The organism is Devosia sp. A449 (assembly GCF_054489375.1).
On record NZ_JBTMWU010000001.1, the window covers coordinates 1,181,688 to 1,197,081 of the forward strand.

16 protein-coding genes are annotated in these 15,394 nt (G+C 64.0%); 6 read left to right on the forward strand and 10 right to left on the reverse strand.

Translation table 11 applies throughout. The annotated features are described in order from the left end of the window. Positions 1 to 27: 27 nt before the first annotated feature. Together ACX3OW_RS05655 and ACX3OW_RS05660 are read right to left on the reverse strand one after the other, a co-directional pair. Positions 28 to 522, reverse strand: coding sequence for a hypothetical protein (locus ACX3OW_RS05655; protein WP_459094744.1), 495 nt, complete (start codon positions 520 to 522; stop codon positions 28 to 30). 63 nt (positions 523 to 585) lie between these two features. Beyond that, positions 586 to 1,992: a DNA recombination protein RmuC gene (locus tag ACX3OW_RS05660; protein WP_459094745.1), complete on the reverse strand. Its 1,407-nt coding sequence runs from the start codon at positions 1,990 to 1,992 to the stop codon at positions 586 to 588. 131 nt (positions 1,993 to 2,123) lie between these two features. Here ACX3OW_RS05660 and def point away from each other — a divergent pair, with 131 nt between their 5' ends. The 3 genes from def to truA all read left to right on the forward strand — a co-directional run bounded on the left by def (position 2,124) and on the right by truA (position 4,692). Then, positions 2,124 to 2,639 carry a peptide deformylase gene (gene def, locus ACX3OW_RS05665; RefSeq protein ID WP_459094746.1) on the forward strand — a complete coding sequence of 172 codons (516 nt, stop codon included), beginning with the start codon at positions 2,124 to 2,126 and terminating at the stop codon, positions 2,637 to 2,639. Between the two features lie 220 nt (positions 2,640 to 2,859). Next, entirely contained in the window at positions 2,860 to 3,780 is a 921-nt protein-coding gene (gene fmt, locus ACX3OW_RS05670) for a methionyl-tRNA formyltransferase (RefSeq protein ID WP_459094747.1), read from the forward strand. 174 nt (positions 3,781 to 3,954) lie between these two features. Beyond that, positions 3,955 to 4,692 (forward strand): tRNA pseudouridine(38-40) synthase TruA, encoded by a 738-nt coding sequence (gene truA, locus ACX3OW_RS05675; RefSeq protein ID WP_459094748.1) that lies wholly within the window; start codon positions 3,955 to 3,957, stop codon positions 4,690 to 4,692. Here the strand turns inward: truA and ACX3OW_RS05680 are convergent. The 5 genes from ACX3OW_RS05680 to dapD all read right to left on the reverse strand — a co-directional run bounded on the left by ACX3OW_RS05680 (position 4,689) and on the right by dapD (position 8,388). Continuing rightward, entirely contained in the window at positions 4,689 to 5,258 is a 570-nt protein-coding gene (locus ACX3OW_RS05680; RefSeq protein WP_459094749.1) for a hypothetical protein, read from the reverse strand. The two genes, truA and ACX3OW_RS05680, sit on opposite strands and share 4 nt — an antisense overlap. 16 nt (positions 5,259 to 5,274) lie before the next feature. After that, the gene (locus tag ACX3OW_RS05685; RefSeq protein WP_459094750.1) at positions 5,275 to 5,817 is read right to left on the reverse strand and encodes a hypothetical protein; all 543 of its coding nucleotides are present in this window, start codon (positions 5,815 to 5,817) and stop codon (positions 5,275 to 5,277) included. Beyond that, the gene (dapE, locus tag ACX3OW_RS05690) at positions 5,814 to 6,974 is read right to left on the reverse strand and encodes a succinyl-diaminopimelate desuccinylase (protein ID WP_459094751.1); all 1,161 of its coding nucleotides are present in this window, start codon (positions 6,972 to 6,974) and stop codon (positions 5,814 to 5,816) included. The genes ACX3OW_RS05685 and dapE overlap by 4 nt, the downstream gene beginning before the upstream one ends. A gap of 23 nt (positions 6,975 to 6,997) precedes the next feature. Beyond that, positions 6,998 to 7,465, reverse strand: coding sequence for a DUF805 domain-containing protein (locus ACX3OW_RS05695; RefSeq protein WP_459094752.1), 468 nt, complete (start codon positions 7,463 to 7,465; stop codon positions 6,998 to 7,000). An 80-nt stretch (positions 7,466 to 7,545) separates the two neighbouring features. Then, positions 7,546 to 8,388, reverse strand: a complete 843-nt coding sequence (dapD, locus tag ACX3OW_RS05700) for a 2,3,4,5-tetrahydropyridine-2,6-dicarboxylate N-succinyltransferase (RefSeq protein ID WP_459094753.1) — start codon at positions 8,386 to 8,388, stop codon at positions 7,546 to 7,548. Between the two features lie 152 nt (positions 8,389 to 8,540). Between dapD and ACX3OW_RS05705 the strand changes: the two genes are divergently transcribed. Next, positions 8,541 to 9,920, forward strand: a complete 1,380-nt coding sequence (locus ACX3OW_RS05705) for an FAD-containing oxidoreductase (RefSeq protein WP_459094754.1) — start codon at positions 8,541 to 8,543, stop codon at positions 9,918 to 9,920. 258 nt (positions 9,921 to 10,178) lie between these two features. Here ACX3OW_RS05705 and ACX3OW_RS05710 read toward each other — a convergent pair whose 3' ends face one another. The 3 genes from ACX3OW_RS05710 to ACX3OW_RS05720 all read right to left on the reverse strand — a co-directional run bounded on the left by ACX3OW_RS05710 (position 10,179) and on the right by ACX3OW_RS05720 (position 12,772). Then, positions 10,179 to 11,012, reverse strand: coding sequence for a sugar phosphate isomerase/epimerase family protein (locus ACX3OW_RS05710; RefSeq protein WP_459094755.1), 834 nt, complete (start codon positions 11,010 to 11,012; stop codon positions 10,179 to 10,181). Positions 11,013 to 11,173: 161 nt separating this feature from the next. Then, positions 11,174 to 11,998, reverse strand: a complete 825-nt coding sequence (locus tag ACX3OW_RS05715) for an amidohydrolase family protein (protein WP_459094756.1) — start codon at positions 11,996 to 11,998, stop codon at positions 11,174 to 11,176. Positions 11,999 to 12,007: 9 nt separating this feature from the next. Next, positions 12,008 to 12,772 (reverse strand): IclR family transcriptional regulator, encoded by a 765-nt coding sequence (locus tag ACX3OW_RS05720; RefSeq protein WP_459094757.1) that lies wholly within the window; start codon positions 12,770 to 12,772, stop codon positions 12,008 to 12,010. A gap of 78 nt (positions 12,773 to 12,850) precedes the next feature. On the opposite strand from ACX3OW_RS05720, the gene ACX3OW_RS05725 reads away from it, so the two are divergent. Next, positions 12,851 to 14,377 (forward strand): sugar ABC transporter ATP-binding protein, encoded by a 1,527-nt coding sequence (locus ACX3OW_RS05725; protein ID WP_459094758.1) that lies wholly within the window; start codon positions 12,851 to 12,853, stop codon positions 14,375 to 14,377. Next, positions 14,374 to 15,369 (forward strand): ABC transporter permease, encoded by a 996-nt coding sequence (locus tag ACX3OW_RS05730; protein ID WP_459094759.1) that lies wholly within the window; start codon positions 14,374 to 14,376, stop codon positions 15,367 to 15,369. The genes ACX3OW_RS05725 and ACX3OW_RS05730 overlap by 4 nt, the downstream gene beginning before the upstream one ends. The last annotated feature ends 25 nt before the right edge of the window (positions 15,370 to 15,394 follow it).

The window sequence follows — 15,394 nt, forward strand, 5'->3', positions numbered from 1 at the left end:
CGCGGCTGGGGCGAACTCACATGCCCCTCAGTGCAAATCCTTATCCGTCCTGAACTCATCCCCACCGTCCCAGCGCTCTTCCTCGAGGCTCTCCTCGGCCTCTTCATCCTCGAAAAACGCATCCTCATCGCCTTCGATGGCCTGGCGGGCTTCTTCATCGTCGGGGGATAGCGCGTCGAGCCGGTCGGCCGGATCATTGTCAAAGCTGGTGCCGAGCCCGGAATAGGCGTCATTCTCATCGCCATTGGCAATGGTGGCGCTCAGCTCGTCGATGGCGCGGTCCAGCTCGTCCAGCAGTGAAGCCGGGTCCTGCCCGCCCCAGTCGCCGCTTTCGCGGATGGCGCTTTCGTCGCGCAGTTCCTTGAGCCGCGCCAGCCGCTCGGCCGCCGGCCGGTCATCGCCGTAAAGCAGCTCTTCGATTTCGCTCTGGCTATAGGGCTGGGAAATGCCCGGCTGGTCGGAATTGTCGAAATTCGTGTCCTGCGGCACCATGGTGCCGTGATGGTCGTGATGCTGAGCCATTCTCGTCTCCCATGTTGGATGAGAAGACAACGCGGTGGCGGCCAACCGGTTCGATGATCGTGATCAGGAGAGGTCCCCGGGCTCCTCGCCCACCAGCCGCAGCATCGGCGCGTCGTCCTCGCCGCTGTCCCAGCCCGCGGGCAGTTGTTTGTTCGATTTTGCGCCCAGTTCGCGCAGAATTTCCACCTGCCGGACCACGCTGCCCTTGCCGGTCGCCAGTTGCCCCTTGGCCTCGACATAGCTTTGCTGCGCCCGGTCGAGATTGAGGCCAAGCTTGTCCATGCTGGCGAGAAACCCCACCACCTTGTCGTACAGCGCGCCGGCCCGCTCGGCGATCTGCTCGGCATTCTGGTGGCGCTTTTCGATGTCCCAGACATTGCGCACCGTGCGCAGCACCGTCATCAGCGTGGTCGGCGTCGTCAGCATCACGCCCCGGCTCATGCTGAATTCGACCAGCCCGGCATCCTGCTGGATGGCGGTGGCCAGCGCCGATTCAATCGGCACGAACATCATGACGAAGTCCATCTTGGACTTGGCATGGCGCTGATAGCTCTTGTCGCCCAGCGTCTTGATATGGGTGCGGATCGACTGGATATGCGCCTGCAAATGCAGCGTCCGATCGGCCTCGGCGCTATTGGTATAGGCCGAGAAGGCCGTCAGCGAGACCTTGGAGTCGATCACCAGCCGGTCATTATTGGGCATCAGCACTTCGACATCGGTGCGCACCCGGCTGCCGTCTTCGGCGGTATGGCTCATCTGGGTGATGAATTGTTCGCCCTCGCGCAGGCCCGAGCTTTCCAGAATGGTCGACAGGATCATTTCGCCCCAGGCGCCCTGCGTCTGCGCATTGCCCTTGAGCGCGCGGGTGAGATTGCCGGCTTCGGTGGTGATTTGCAGATTGCTCGCCGCCAGCGCCCTGATCTGCTCGGCCATGGTCGAGCGGTCGCGCGCTAATTCGCCCTGGAACTCGACGATCTTCTCGTTGAGCGGCTTGAGCAGCACATCGACCTGCTCGCGGTTCTGTTTGGAAAACGTCTCGCCATGGCTTTTGAGCACGTCGCCGGCAATGGCCTTGAATTCGTCGGTCATCTGCTGGCGCACGCTGAGGAAGCGCGCCAGATTGGCCTCCGACTGCGCCGCCTGTTCGGCCAGGCGGGCGCGCAATGCCGAGGCATCGGCCAGCAGCTCGGCGCCTTTTTCCCGCTCCCGATCCAGCAAATCGGCGCCGCGCTCGCGCTCGACGCGCACCTGATGGTCCAGTTCCTGAATCCGGCGGTCCCGCTCGCCCAGCTGCGTGGCAAAGCCAGTCTGCAGTTGCTCGGCCAGTTGCGCGCTCGCCTCGGCGGTCTGTGCCGCGCCGGCGCGCATCACGGCAATCGTCGCGCCGACCAGCACCAGGCCGGCCAGCGCCACGCCCGCGATCAAGGCTTGCCCCAGCGTTACCGCATAGTCGCCGATGAAAAAGACCACGCTATCCATCCGCACAGGGTAGCGCGATTCGTTTGTTCGTGAAATGTTCTATGCTGGGCGGTCACAAGAGTTGACCGCACGCGCGAAAATACCATATCGAGAGGCAAACCCCATTCTGCCGGACCTTTATTATGGCTGTACGCCCCATTCTCGTCATTCCCGATGCACGGCTGCGCGCCGTTGCCGACCCGATCATCGAAATCGACGATGAGATCAAGGCGCTGGCCCAGGATATGCTGGACACCATGTATGACGCGCCCGGCATTGGCCTGGCCGCGACCCAGCTTGGCGTGATGCAGCGCATCGTGGTGATGGACCTCGCCGGCGAAGGCGAAGAGCCCGATCCGCTGGTGCTGATCAATCCCGAGATCACCCATTTCGGCGAGCAGATGCAGGTCACCGAAGAAGGGTGCCTGTCGATCCCCGAGCTGTATTACGAAGTCGAGCGCCCCAATGAGGTGACGGTGAAATACACCGATCTCGATGGCAAGGAAGTGGTGCGCGAAGCCGAAGGCAAGCTCGCCGTCTGCATCCAGCACGAACTCGATCACCTCGATGGGGTGATGTATATCGACTACCTCAGCCGCCTCAAGCGCGACCGTGTCATCAAGAAATTCGACAAAGCCGCCAAACGCGCTGCGGGCTAACCGGCCCTCCCTTTCTTCCCCTCGCCCCTTGCGGGAGAGGGACAGACCTGACGCGTTCAGCGGAAGGTCAGGGTGAGGGTACTGCGCTCGCCCATGCGCAGCGTCATCACCGGGCTTGTCCCGGTGATCCATTTCTGGTCTGGCCCTGGATTGCCCGGACAAGCCGGGCAATGACGGTGGCTGAATTATCCGGGCATCGCCCCGACAAGGAGCTGCCAACATGCGCGTCGTCTTCATGGGCACGCCGGATTTTTCCGTTCCGACTCTGACCGAAATCGTCTCTTCCGGCCATGAGGTCGTCGCCGTCTATACCCGCGCGCCCAAACCCGCCGGACGCGGGCAGGAAGAGCGCAAGTCGCCGGTGCATCTGGCGGCCGAAGGTTTTGGCATTCCGGTATTCACCCCGCGCTCGCTCAAGGGCGAGGCCGAGCAGATCGTCTTTGCCAGCCACGATGCCGATCTGGCCATTGTCGTCGCCTACGGCCTGCTGCTGCCCAAGCCGATCCTCGACGCCCCGCGCCTCGGCTGCCTGAACCTGCATGGCTCGCTGCTGCCGCGCTGGCGCGGCGCCGCGCCGATCCAGCGCGCGGTGATGGCTGGCGATAGCCAGACCGGCGTCATGGTCATGCAGATGGATGAAGGCCTCGATACCGGCCCGGTCGCCCTCGGCGAAGTCATCGCCATCACCCCCGACATGACCGGCGGCGAATTGCACGACGCCATGATGCGCGTCGGCGCGGACCTGATGGGCCGGGCCTTGGCGGCGCTCGAGCGCGACAGCCTCGATTTCACCCCGCAACCCGAAGCCGGCGCCCTCTACGCCAAAAAGATCGACAAGGCTGAGGCCCGTATCGACTGGTCCCGCCCGGCCGAGGAAGTCCACAACCACATTCGCGGCCTCTCGCCCTTTCCCGGCGCCTGGTTCGAGCTGGAGCTGGCCGGCAAGCCGGTGCGCGTCAAGGCGCTGCGCTCGACCATGGGGCAGGGCAGCGGCGCCCCCGGCACCCTTCTCGACAACCTCACCATCGCCTGCGGCAGCGGCGCCGTCCGCCTCACCCAGGTGCAGCGCGAAGGCAAAGGCGCCATGGACGCCGCCACCTTCCTGCGCGGCGCCGGGGATTTGCCGGAGCGCGCGGCTTGAGCACCGGACCCACCCCGAACGCGGTCGGTCCCCTCCCCCTTGAGGGGAGGGCTAGGGTGGGGGTGTCGTGCGTTCAGCAGACTGGAATTTCCGGGTTCGCACCACCCACGACACCCCCACCCCTAACCCCTCCCCTCAAGGGGGAGGGGAACGGCCTCAGCGCGATACCCAGCCATGCCGCGCTATAAGCTCACCATCGAGTATGACGGCACTCCCTTCTCCGGCTGGCAGCGCCAGACCGCGCGCCCCAGCGTGCAGCAGGCGCTGGAGGAGGCGATCACCGCCATGTCCGGAGAGCGCGCCACCACCCAGGCCGCCGGCCGCACCGATGCCGGCGTGCATGCGCTCGGCCAGGTGGCCCATTTCGATCTCAGCAAGCCATGGGACCCGTTCCGCATCCGCGAGGCGCTGAATTTCCACCTCCGCCCCGCCCCGGTCGTCATTATCGAGGCCGAAGCGGTGGATGACAGTTTCGAGGCGCGTTTTTCCGCCAAGTCGCGGCATTACGAATATCGCATTCTCTGCCGCCGCGCTCCGCCGGTGCTCGAGCGCAATCACGTCTGGCACCTGCCCATGCAGCTCGATGCGGAGATCATGGATCACGCCGCCGGGCTGATCCTGGGCACCCATGATTTCACCACCTTCCGCTCCTCGGAATGCCAGGCCAAATCACCCTTGCGCACGCTGGATGCCTTCGCGGTGCGGCGCGAGCTGGATCACATTGTCATCACCGCCAGCGCCCGCAGTTTCCTGCATCATCAGGTGCGCTCGATGGTGGGCTCGCTCAAGCTGGTGGGGGAGGGCAAGTGGTCACCGGCGGATTTCCGCGCGGCGCTCGACGCGCGCGATCGTCGTCGCTGCGGCGCCATGGCGCCGTCAGTCGGGCTCTATCTGACCAGGGCGGATTATTAGCCGAGGCCCGCCGGGCCGGGTCCGACGATCACCGCGATCACCACCATCGCCATGAACACGCCCACCGCCTGCGACAGGAACAGCATGCCGATCTGCAGCGGCGTCAGCGTGACGATGAAGCGGCCGATATTGATAAAGCTGGCCAGCGCCAGGATCACCACCAGCAACAGAATGGCGATGCCCAGCCCGCCCAGCAGTGTCGAGGCCAGCAGCAGCACCGCCGAGACCAGCGTGACCCAGTTGGACGCCACGAGATACGGGATGAACCCGTCCTGCCGCCCCATCTGGCGCAGCGCGATCACTGCCGTCGCCGCCTGGGCGACGAACAGCACCACATTGACGATGATCGATTGCGTCGCCGCGCCGGCGGGCAATTGCATGCCGGTCAGCATCGGGCCGAACCCGGCCAGCCCGATGGCGATCAGGGTGGCGATCAGGCTGCCGACCAGGCCGCGTTGGCTGAAGTCGAAATAGGTCGGCGCCTGGCGGTTGCCCACCAGCAGCGCGAAGCAGCCGCGTGCTGCAGCCATCAGTTCTTCGAGGAAGGTCGTGGTCGGTTGGGCCAAGGGCTTGTCTCGAATATCAAATGGGAGAAATGGCGGCGTTGCTCAGCATGTAGAGCGCCAGACGCATTGCCACAAGCAGCACGACCGTCAAAACCGCAAAACCGGCGGCAATCCCGACTGTCCAGCCGGTTGCGGCGCGCGCCAATCGATACAGCAGATAGGCCAGTCCCAGCCAGCTCAGCAGCACCACCGGCCCACCGATGATCGCCAGCAGCCCCTCGACCAGCAAAAACGCCGTCAGCAGATAGGTGCCGGGCACCATCACGTCGAGTGCCGGTTCGCGGCTTTTCAGCATCATCCGCGTGCCGAGCAGGCTAACCACCAGCGCGGTGATCGGCAGCGCCAGCACGAACATCGCCGCCACCACCCCGAACAGGCTAGGCATGCCAATGCTCATCGAGGCAAACGCCACGGCGAGGAAGGCGATGACGGCAAAGATGATCAGCGCCGTGGTCAGCCCTGGCATTGTGCGGGCAAAGCGCTCGCGCCAACCGGCGTCCCCGCGCAGGATCATCATCCACCCGGCGACGGCATTGCTCAACGCAGCCCAGACCTTCATGCCGTCCCTCCAAAGAAGCGGACCATGAAGGCGCGGTAGATATCGGTCAACCCGATGAGGTCGGCGACGGCGATATGCTCGTCGGCCTGGTGCATCGTCGGGCCGACCAGCCCACATTCGACCACCGGCCCATATTGTGCGATGAACCGCGCATCCGACGTGCCCCCGCCGGTCGACAATCCCGGCCGCCGCCCGGTGAGGCTTTCAATGGCATCCCCCAGCGTCTCCACATCCCCACTCAGCGGCGACAGGAACGACCGCGACGGCTCCCCCGCCACCTCGAACCTCACCTGGGTGTCGCCCAGCTCAACCCCGGAAATCCGCCCGCGCACCCACTCCGCCAGCGTCTCCGGCGTCCACAGATCATTGTAGCGAATGTTGAAGCGGATGGTCCCCGTCGCCGGAATGACATTGGAAATCCCATTGCCGACATCGATGGAGGTGACCTCCAGATTGCTCGCCGGGAAATGGTGCGTGCCGCCATCGATCTGCACATCCAGCGCCGTCACCAGCCGCGCCAGTGCCGGCAGCGGATTATTGGCCTTCTCCGGATAGGCGACATGTCCCTGCCGGCCGCTGACCGTAATCCGCCCCGACAGCGACCCGCGCCGCCCGATCTTGATGCTATCGCCCAGCAACGCCGCCGAACTCGGCTCGCCGACAATGGCGAAATCAAACGCGTGCCCTTGCGCCTCCGCCCATGCCATCAGCTTGGCCGTGCCGTTAATGCCGTCGGCTTCCTCGTCATTGGTGATGGCCAGCATCACCGTTCCCGCCTCTTTCGGCACACTCGCCACCGCCGCGATAAACGCCGCCACCCCCGATTTCATGTCCGCCGCGCCACGGCCAAAAATCTTGCCATCCGCCTCGCGCGGCACGAACGGATCGCCGCTCCACAGCGCAACATCTCCCGGCGGCACCACATCGGTATGCCCGGCAAACAGCAGCCGCTTGCCGCCACTGCCGCGCACCGCAAACAGATTATCCACGGGATAGGAGCCATCGCCCTCAAAGCGCAGCCGGGTCACGGCAAAGCCGCTGGCGCTGAGCGCCGTCTCGACCACGTCGAGAACCCCCGCCGTCTCGGGCGTCACCGAGGGGCAGGCAATCAGTTGCTTGAGCAGATGGACGGGATCGTCCGTCGATATAGCAGTCACGAAACCATCCCGTCCTTGTGTGTTTAGGCGGCGGCGTAGCCGAGCGGGTCCGGCCCGTAGCTATTGGGTCCTGCCGTACCCTTGAGGAAGCCCAGCTGCACCAGCAGATAGAGCCCCAGTATCGCGGTGGCGAAAAACACCACCGACAGCCACAGATCCGGCGTCGGCATCATCATGCCATTGCCGATATCGGTCATCGTTACCCCGATGCCCAAGGCCTGCAGCAGCGTCGCCAGCCCCGACACCACGAGCAGGATCTTGAAATCCAGCCCATTATTGTCGCGGTCCTGCCGGCGCTTGAGGCCGAGGCACCAGCTCGGATAGAGCAGCGCGAGATAGGCGATCAGCTGCGCCCAGAGGCCGAGCCCCAGCATGCCAAGCAGGATGGTCAGCACGATGCTGGCGATGATCACCACCACTGTGCCCAGCCACCATTGCTTGCGCGAAATCCGACCATCCGTTGTGGTCAGCAGCGGCATAAGATCATTCATGATTATCCCCTCAGAAAATCAGCGCCGGGTCCCATCCGGCGCTTGATCCTAAGTGAATCGTCAGGCCTCCACCAGCCGGCTCAGTCGCGCAGCAAGTCGTTGATGGCCGTCTTGCTGCGGGTCTGCGCATCGACGGTCTTGACGATCACCGCGCAATAGAGGTTCGGCCCGGGGCTGCCATCGGGCAGTGGCTTGCCCGGCAGCGAGCCCGATACCACCACCGAATAGGGCGGCACCTTGCCGATATGGATTTCCCCGGTGGCGCGGTCGACGATCTTGGTCGAGGCGCCGATGAACACGCCCATCGAAATCACCGCGCCTTCGCCGACCACCACGCCCTCGACCACTTCCGAGCGCGCGCCGATAAAGCAATTATCTTCGATGATCACCGGACCGGCCTGCAGCGGCTCCAGCACGCCGCCAATGCCGACGCCGCCTGAGATATGCACATGCTTGCCGATCTGGGCGCAGGAGCCGACGGTCACCCAGGTGTCGATCATGGTGCCCTCGCCGACATAGGCGCCGACATTGACGAAGCTGGGCATCAACACGACATTGCGGGCGATAAAGGCCGGGCGGCGCACCACGGCGCCGGGCACGGCGCGAAAGCCGGCATTGCGGAACTCCGCTGCGCCCCAGCCCTCAAATTTGGTCGCCACCTTGTCCCAATAATGCGAGCCGCCCGGCGCGCCGTCGATCAGGCGATTTTCGGTCAGTCGGAAATGCAGCAGCACGGCCTTTTTGAGCCATTGATTGACCTGCCAGCTGCCGTCGATCTTTTCGGCGACCCGCACCGCGCCGCTATCCAGCAGCGCCAGCGCTTCTTCCACGGCCTCACGCACCGCTCCTTCCGTATCGATGCGAATCTCGGCGCGGGCTTCGAAGGCGTCATCGATGGTTTGGGCGAGGGCGGCATGGTCCATGCGCGGGGTCCTAAAAAACTGTGGGGGAGCGGACAATAGCGGTGAGCGCTATCGTGTCAATTGCGCGCCCGGCGAATTTGCCTGAGGTCCCCTTGTCCTACTGGCGTCGGGGCCAGCGCCGCCGTAAACTCGCGCCGATTTGGGGAGCGGTCATGCCGGAAAAATTCGATGCCATCATTATCGGCGCCGGTCAGGCCGGCCCGTTCCTGGCGGCCAAGCTTGCCAATTCCGGCCAGAAAGTCGCGCTGATCGAGCGCGAGCATCTCGGCGGCACCTGCGTCAATACCGGCTGCACCCCCACCAAGACCCTGGTGGCCAGCGCCCGCATGGCCTGGTCGGCCCGGCAGGCCGCTGCCTTCGGGGTCACGGTCAAAGGCCCGGTGAGCGTCGACATGAAGGCGGTCAAGGCCCGCAAGGACCGGGTCGTGGGCGCCTCGGTCCGGAGCCTTACCGATTGGCTGGGCGGCCTCAAAACGCTCGAGATCATCAAGGAAACCGGCAGCTTTGTGTCGCCCACTGCGGTCAAGGCCGGCAAGCGCCTGCTGACCGCGCCGCAGATTTTCATCAATAGCGGGGCCAGCGCCCATTTGCCGGACTGGCCAGGCCTGAGCAGCGTGCCCTATCTCACCAATAGCTCGATGATGAATATCGACACCCTGCCGGATCATCTGATCATTGTCGGGGCCAGCTATATCGGGCTCGAATTCGCTCAGATGTATACCCGCTTCGGCTCCAAGGTGACGGTGATCGAGCGCGGGTCGCGCCCGGCGCCGCGCGAAGATACCGATATTTCCGCCGCCATCCGCAGCATCCTCGAAGCCGAGGGCGTCACCTTCATGTTCGACACCACTGTCGATGCGGTGGCCCGGGCCGGCCATGGCGTGCTGCTCTCGCTCAAGCGTGGCGCACGACTGGCCTCGGTCGAAGGCACCCATCTGCTGGTGGCGCTGGGCCGCAGTCCCAACACCGCCGACCTCAATCTGGCCGCCGCCGGCATCAAACCCGACGAGCGCGGCTTCATCCCGGTCGATGATCATCTGCGCACCACCGCCAAGGGCATCTGGGCCCTGGGCGACAGCAATGGCCGCGGTGCCTTCACCCATACCTCCTATAACGAGTTCGAGATCGTCGCCGACAACATCCTCGACAAGGGCCAGCGTTCTCTCGCCGGGCGCATTCCGGTCTATGGCCTGTTCATCGATCCGCCGCTCGGCCGCATCGGCATGAGCGAAACGGAAGTGCGCCAATCCGGCCGCAAGGCGCTGATCGCCACCATGCCGATGAGTAAAGTCGCCCGCGCCCGCGAACGCGGCGAAACCCAGGGCCTGATGAAAGTGCTGGTCGACGCCGAAACCAAACTGATCCTCGGCGCCGCCATCCTCGGCATCGGCGGCGACGAAGTGGTGCAATCCCTGCTGCAACTGATGGCCGCCGGCACCCCCTACACCACCATGCTGCACACCATGCACATCCACCCCACCGTAACCGAACTGCTCCCGACCCTGCTGGCAGATCTCAAGCCGCTGGCGTGAGCTGAGGCACCAACAAACCCGATCTGTCCCCTCCCCCTTGAGGGGAGGGTTAGGGTGGGGGTGTCGTGCTCTCCAAAAATACCGAGCTAATGGGGCCTCCGACACCCCCACCCCGGCCCTCCCCTCAAGGGGGAGGGAGCCCATCGCGTATGGGGCGAGATATCGCCTTCACCCACCAGCCAAATCCCCTCGCCCCTCAGGGGAGAGGGCTAGGGTGAGGGGTGCGATCCCTCCCCAACCCGGATGAGCCAACCAGCCCTACACATCCCGCGTCGTAATAAAATCTCGCTCCGCCGCCAGCCCATGCCATTCACTGGGGATCTCGCTGTCGTAAATCAGCGTATAGGGCCCCTTATACCCAGCCTTTTCCGCCAGCGTTATGCACTGGCCGTAATCCGCCTCATCCAGATCGCCATCGATGAAACTCGCCTTGGCGTGGCACAGCTCGGCCCGGCCAAAAATCGACTTGAGATCGGCATATTTGCTGGCGCCGCTCCAATTGCCGAAATCGCCCAATAGCCCAACCCGGCCATCCAGCTTGTCGAGCAGATAATGCACATGGGCCGGCTCGGCCAGCAGGTCGAACCAGTTCTCCGTCACCAGCCGCACCGACGAGCCGGCATTGCCGTCGGCCAGGGCGTTCAGCGCCTTGACCGAGCGGTCGAGCGCGTCGCGGGTCGGCTTCTGCTTGCCGGCGATGATGCGGGCATTTTCGGCGCCCAGCGCATTGGCGATTTCGATCCAGCTGGCAATCCAGGCCTGGTCGCGCGCGCCATGTTCGGGATGGCTGATATCGCCGGCGTCGATCAACAGCGTCTGCAGCGTGACCTCGGCAATGCGCAGCTGGTCGCGCAGCTCGGCCAGATAGACCGGATCGCGGCTGCGCAGATGGAAGGAAACGATCTCCAGCCGGCGATAGCCATGATTGGCCAGCACCGAGGGTAGGCCGAGCAGCGATTCATCGCCCTCGCCATAGGTCTCCTGCATCGGACCGATCTCGGTGGTGGTCAAATCATGCGGATAGGTGGTGCCGAGCAGGCGGTGCAGCGACCAGGTGGAAACGGCAATACGGTCGGGACTGATATGGGCCATGATTGGATCCTCGTTGCCATGACTGTGCCTCGCCTTGCCGGCTGGCGCAATATCGCAAGACAATCAGCAGCATGCTGGCAGCAAACCACAAGAAAACTGCCAGCATGCTGACAGGCATGCTGCCGCTCGGCCGGTTTTTGCTTCACCTGTGAGTGAAGAATTTACACCTTGTAGATGCGCTCGGCATTGCGGTGGAACAGCTTTGCCTGCTCGTCGGCGCTGGCATTTTTGACGATATGGCGGATAGCGGCGACCCAATCGGTCAGCGTGCCGCCAGTAGTGGTGGCGACCGGATGGTCGCTGCCCCAAACCAGCCGGTCCCAGCCAAAGCTCTCGACCATATGCTCGACATAGGGGCGCAGTGTTTCGGCGGTCCAGCCGGGGGCGCAGTGATTGACCAGCCCCGAGATTTTGCCGGTGACATTGGGGTTGCGGGCGATTTCGCTGAGGGCGGCGCGCCACGGATCGAGCCCGGACCCGCTGATATCGGGATTGCCGCAATGGTCGAGGATGAAACTGACATCGGGCGCCCGCTGCGCCAGCATGGTGCCCAGCGCCAATTGGTCGGCCCGGAGGCATAGGTCGAAGCTCAGATCATAATCGGGCAGGTGGCGGATATTCTCGATGAACAAATCCGACTGGCTCAATTCGTCCGGCTGGTCATGCAGGATGCGGCGCACGCCCTTGATATGGGCATGGCCGGCAAGCTGCTCGATCTGATCGACAAAATTCATCTGCTCGGGCCGGCAGGCGGCGATGGCGCCGGCAATCCGGGGCAGGGTGAGCACGAATTCGCTCTCGGCCATGCTGTCGGCCTCGGCGACATCGACCTCCATATGCAGCGCCGATTCAATGCCCAGCGGCAGGGCCTCGGCAAAATAGGCCTCGACGCTCCACAGCCGGTTGATCGCCGGGGCATTGCCCAGCCAGGGATAGGCGAAGCGGTCGGGATAGACGAGGTGCAGATGGGTATCGAGGATGCGCATGGTTTCCGCCTAGGTTTCCGTCGTCCGTTGCGTCACGTCTTGGCCGGTCTGTTGCAGCAGTTTGAGCACGGTTTGGATGTTGGGCGCATCGAGTTTATCGAGACGCTGGGTATAGGGGCAGGTGAGCACGGCGATCACCGAGCCGAGCGGCCCCAATATCGGCACCGTGAGGTTGGACACTCCCGACACCTGGGCGCTGGGCATCATCTCATAGCCCTGTTCGCGCACATCCATGAGCCGGGTTTCAAGACCCTTGGGCATCTGTTCGGGGCTGCCAAGCCCTTGTTCTTCCAGCATCAGTACCCGCTCTTCCGGGCTGGCAAAGGCCAGGAAGACATGGCCAGAGCCGGTATTGACCAGGCTGATGCGGCTGCCGACGCGGATCGACACATTCCAATAGCCCGGCCCGTCGACCTGGGCGATGACCACCAGGATATTGCGGTCCTGCACCACCATATGCACCGCCTGCTGCGCCTTGAAGGCAAACTGGCGCAACGCCGGCATCGCCTGGCTGATCATGCGGTGCAGTGGCGGCTGGGCATGGGCCAGCTCGAACAGCTTGAGCGTGATCATGTAGCGGTCTTCCGGGGTGCGGCGGACATAGTCGCGGCGCACCAGCCGGTCGAGCATGCGATAGATTTCATTGGGCGAGCGCTCGAGCGCCTTGGCGATCTCGGCCTGGCTCAGGCCGTCGGGCGTCTGGGCCAGCAGCTCGATGATATCGAGGCCCTTGTCGAGCGCCGGCGCGCGATAGCGGTCATTGTCCTCTGACATGTTAGTCCTTGCCACCAACTTTCATTTATGAATAGATTGTTCGCATACGCATCGCAAGAATGCGTTTCGGAGGAAAAAATGCCCCCCCTCGTCGAGCTTCTCGACATCGATAAATCGTTTCCCGGTGTCCGGGCGCTGTCGCGTGCGCGCTTCGAACTGCAGGCGGGGGAAGTCCATGCACTGATGGGGGAGAACGGCGCCGGGAAGTCGACGCTGATGAAAATCCTCTCGGGCGTTTATACCCGCGACGCGGGCGAAGTGCGCCTCGATGGCCAGCCGGTGGAGATCACCTCGCCGCGTCAGGCCCAGGATATGGGCATCGGCATCATCCATCAGGAACTGGCGCTGATGCGCGACCTGACGGCGGCGCAGAATATCTTTATCGGCCGCGAACCGCGCCGGGGCTTCTTGCTGGACGAACGGGCGCTCAACCGCGCCACCCAGGCTATTTTCGACTCGATGAATTTGCGGCTGGAGCCGACGGTGCGGGTCGAAAGCCTGACTATCGCCAAGCAGCAGATGGTGGAAATCGCCAAGGCGCTGAGCTACCGCAGCCGCGTGCTGATCATGGACGAGCCGACAGCGGCGCTGAACGATGCCGAAATCGCCGAGCTGTTCACCATCATCAACCGGCTCAAGGCCGAGGGCGTCGGCATTGTCTATATTTCCCACAAGATGGACGAGATCAAACGCATCTCCGACCGGGTGACGGTAATGCGCGACGGCGAATATGTCGGCACCGTGCCGGCCGCCGACACGCCGATCGAAACCGTCATTTCGATGATGGTGGGCCGCACGCTGACCAATGAGGCGCTGTCCATTCCCAACACCACCGGCGCTCCAGTGGCATTGGAAGTCCGCAACCTCAACCGGGGCCGCGATATCCGTGATGTCAGTTTTTCGGTGCGCAAGGGCGAAATCCTCGGCCTTGCCGGGCTGATGGGCGCCGGCCGCACCGAAGTGGCCCGCGCCATTTTTGGCGCCGATCCGCGCGACAGCGGCGAAATCTGGGTCAATGGCAAGCGCGCCGGCATCTCCTCGCCCCGCGACGCCGTGCAGGCCGGTATTGGCTATCTGTCGGAAGACCGCAAGCATTTCGGTCTCGCCACCGGGTTGGACGTGCGCAACAATATTGCGCTGGCGAGTCTGGAGCGTTTCACCGGCCCCGCTGGCGTGATCAATGACGGCGCCATGCACGAGACGGCCGAAAACTATATCCGCCAACTCTCGATCAAGACCCCGAGCGATGCCCAGGAGGCCCGCCTGCTGTCGGGCGGCAACCAGCAAAAAGTGGTCATCGCCAAATGGCTGCTGCGCGACTGCGATATTCTTATTTTTGACGAACCGACGCGCGGCATCGATGTCGGCGCCAAGGCGGAAATCTACAAGCTGCTCAATGCGCTGGCCGCCCAGGGCCGGGCGATCATCGTCATCTCCTCCGAACTCCCCGAAATCCTGCGCCTCAGCCACCGCATCGCGGTGATGTGCGAAGGGCGGCTGACCGGCACATTGCCGGGTGGCGCATCGCAGGAAGAGATCATGCGACTGGCGACCCAGCGCCCGAGCAGCGTTGCCGAAACGACAACTGAACGGAGGTCTGCATGACCGATACCGCAGCCGCCGCAGCCAAATCCGGCCCGCGTATTTCCGGTGCTTTTCACCGACTGCTGGCCTTTTCCGGGCTGATCGCGCTGGTGGTGGTGTTCAGCCTCGCCTCGCCCAATTTCATGCAGACCCAGAACGTGCTGGCGATCCTGCAGGCTACCTCGGTCAATGGGGTGCTGGCCATCGCCGCCACGTTGGTGATCATCACCGGCGGTATCGATCTGTCGGTCGGCACGCTGATGACCTTCTGCGCGGTGATCACCGGCGTGGTGCTGACCTATCTCGGCCTGCCGCTGCCCTTTGGCGTGGCTGCGGCGATCCTGGCCGGCACCGGCTGTGGGCTGGTGTCGGGCGTCATCATCGCCAAGCTCAAAGTGCCGCCTTTCATTGCCACGCTGGGCATGATGCTGATCCTCAAGGGCCTGTCGCTGGTCATCTCCGGCACGCGGCCGATCTATTTCAACGATACACCCGGCTTCACCCAGATCGCCCAGGGCTCGCTGGTCGGGGCGCTGGTCCCGGGACTGCCCATTCCCAATGGCGTGGTGATCCTGTTCGGCGTGGCGCTGCTGGCGGCCTTCGTGCTGAGCAAGACCGCGCTGGGCCGCTACACCTTTGCGCTGGGCAGCAATGAAGAGGCCGTGCGCCTGTCGGGCGTCAATGTCGATCGCTGGAAGATCGCGGTTTACGCGGTGGCCGGCTCCATTTGCGGCGTGGCGGGGCTGCTGATTGCCAGCCGGCTCAATTCGGCGCAGCCGGCGCTGGGGCAGGGCTATGAGCTGGACGCCATTGCCGCCGTGGTCATTGGCGGCACCTCGCTATCGGGCGGTCGTGGCACCGTGCTCGGCACGCTGATCGGCGCGCTCATCATTTCCGTGCTGGCCAATGGCCTGCGCATCCTTTCGGTGGCTCAGGAGTGGCAGACGGTCGTGACCGGCTCGATCATTATCCTGGCCGTCTACGCCGATATCCTGCGGCGCCGCACTTTATAGGCGTCGGATATTCCCGCGCCCTTGG

Bases quoted from the DNA above. Each gene is read 5' to 3' on its own strand.
- ACX3OW_RS05725 (WP_459094758.1), top strand. From the start codon at position 12,851: ATGCCCCCCCTCGTCGAGCTTCTCGACATCGATAAATCGTTTCCCGGT.
- ACX3OW_RS05715 (WP_459094756.1), bottom strand. From the start codon at position 11,998: ATGCGCATCCTCGATACCCATCTGCACCTCGTCTATCCCGACCGCTTC.
- ACX3OW_RS05655 (WP_459094744.1), bottom strand. From the start codon at position 522: ATGGCTCAGCATCACGACCATCACGGCACCATGGTGCCGCAGGACACG.
- truA (WP_459094748.1), top strand. From the start codon at position 3,955: ATGCCGCGCTATAAGCTCACCATCGAGTATGACGGCACTCCCTTCTCC.
- dapD (WP_459094753.1), bottom strand. From the start codon at position 8,388: ATGGACCATGCCGCCCTCGCCCAAACCATCGATGACGCCTTCGAAGCC.
- def (WP_459094746.1), top strand. From the start codon at position 2,124: ATGGCTGTACGCCCCATTCTCGTCATTCCCGATGCACGGCTGCGCGCC.
- ACX3OW_RS05685 (WP_459094750.1), bottom strand. From the start codon at position 5,817: ATGAAGGTCTGGGCTGCGTTGAGCAATGCCGTCGCCGGGTGGATGATG.
- ACX3OW_RS05710 (WP_459094755.1), bottom strand. From the start codon at position 11,012: ATGGCCCATATCAGTCCCGACCGTATTGCCGTTTCCACCTGGTCGCTG.
- ACX3OW_RS05730 (WP_459094759.1), top strand. From the start codon at position 14,374: ATGACCGATACCGCAGCCGCCGCAGCCAAATCCGGCCCGCGTATTTCC.
- fmt (WP_459094747.1), top strand. From the start codon at position 2,860: ATGCGCGTCGTCTTCATGGGCACGCCGGATTTTTCCGTTCCGACTCTG.
- ACX3OW_RS05720 (WP_459094757.1), bottom strand. From the start codon at position 12,772: ATGTCAGAGGACAATGACCGCTATCGCGCGCCGGCGCTCGACAAGGGC.
- ACX3OW_RS05695 (WP_459094752.1), bottom strand. From the start codon at position 7,465: ATGAATGATCTTATGCCGCTGCTGACCACAACGGATGGTCGGATTTCG.
- ACX3OW_RS05705 (WP_459094754.1), top strand. From the start codon at position 8,541: ATGCCGGAAAAATTCGATGCCATCATTATCGGCGCCGGTCAGGCCGGC.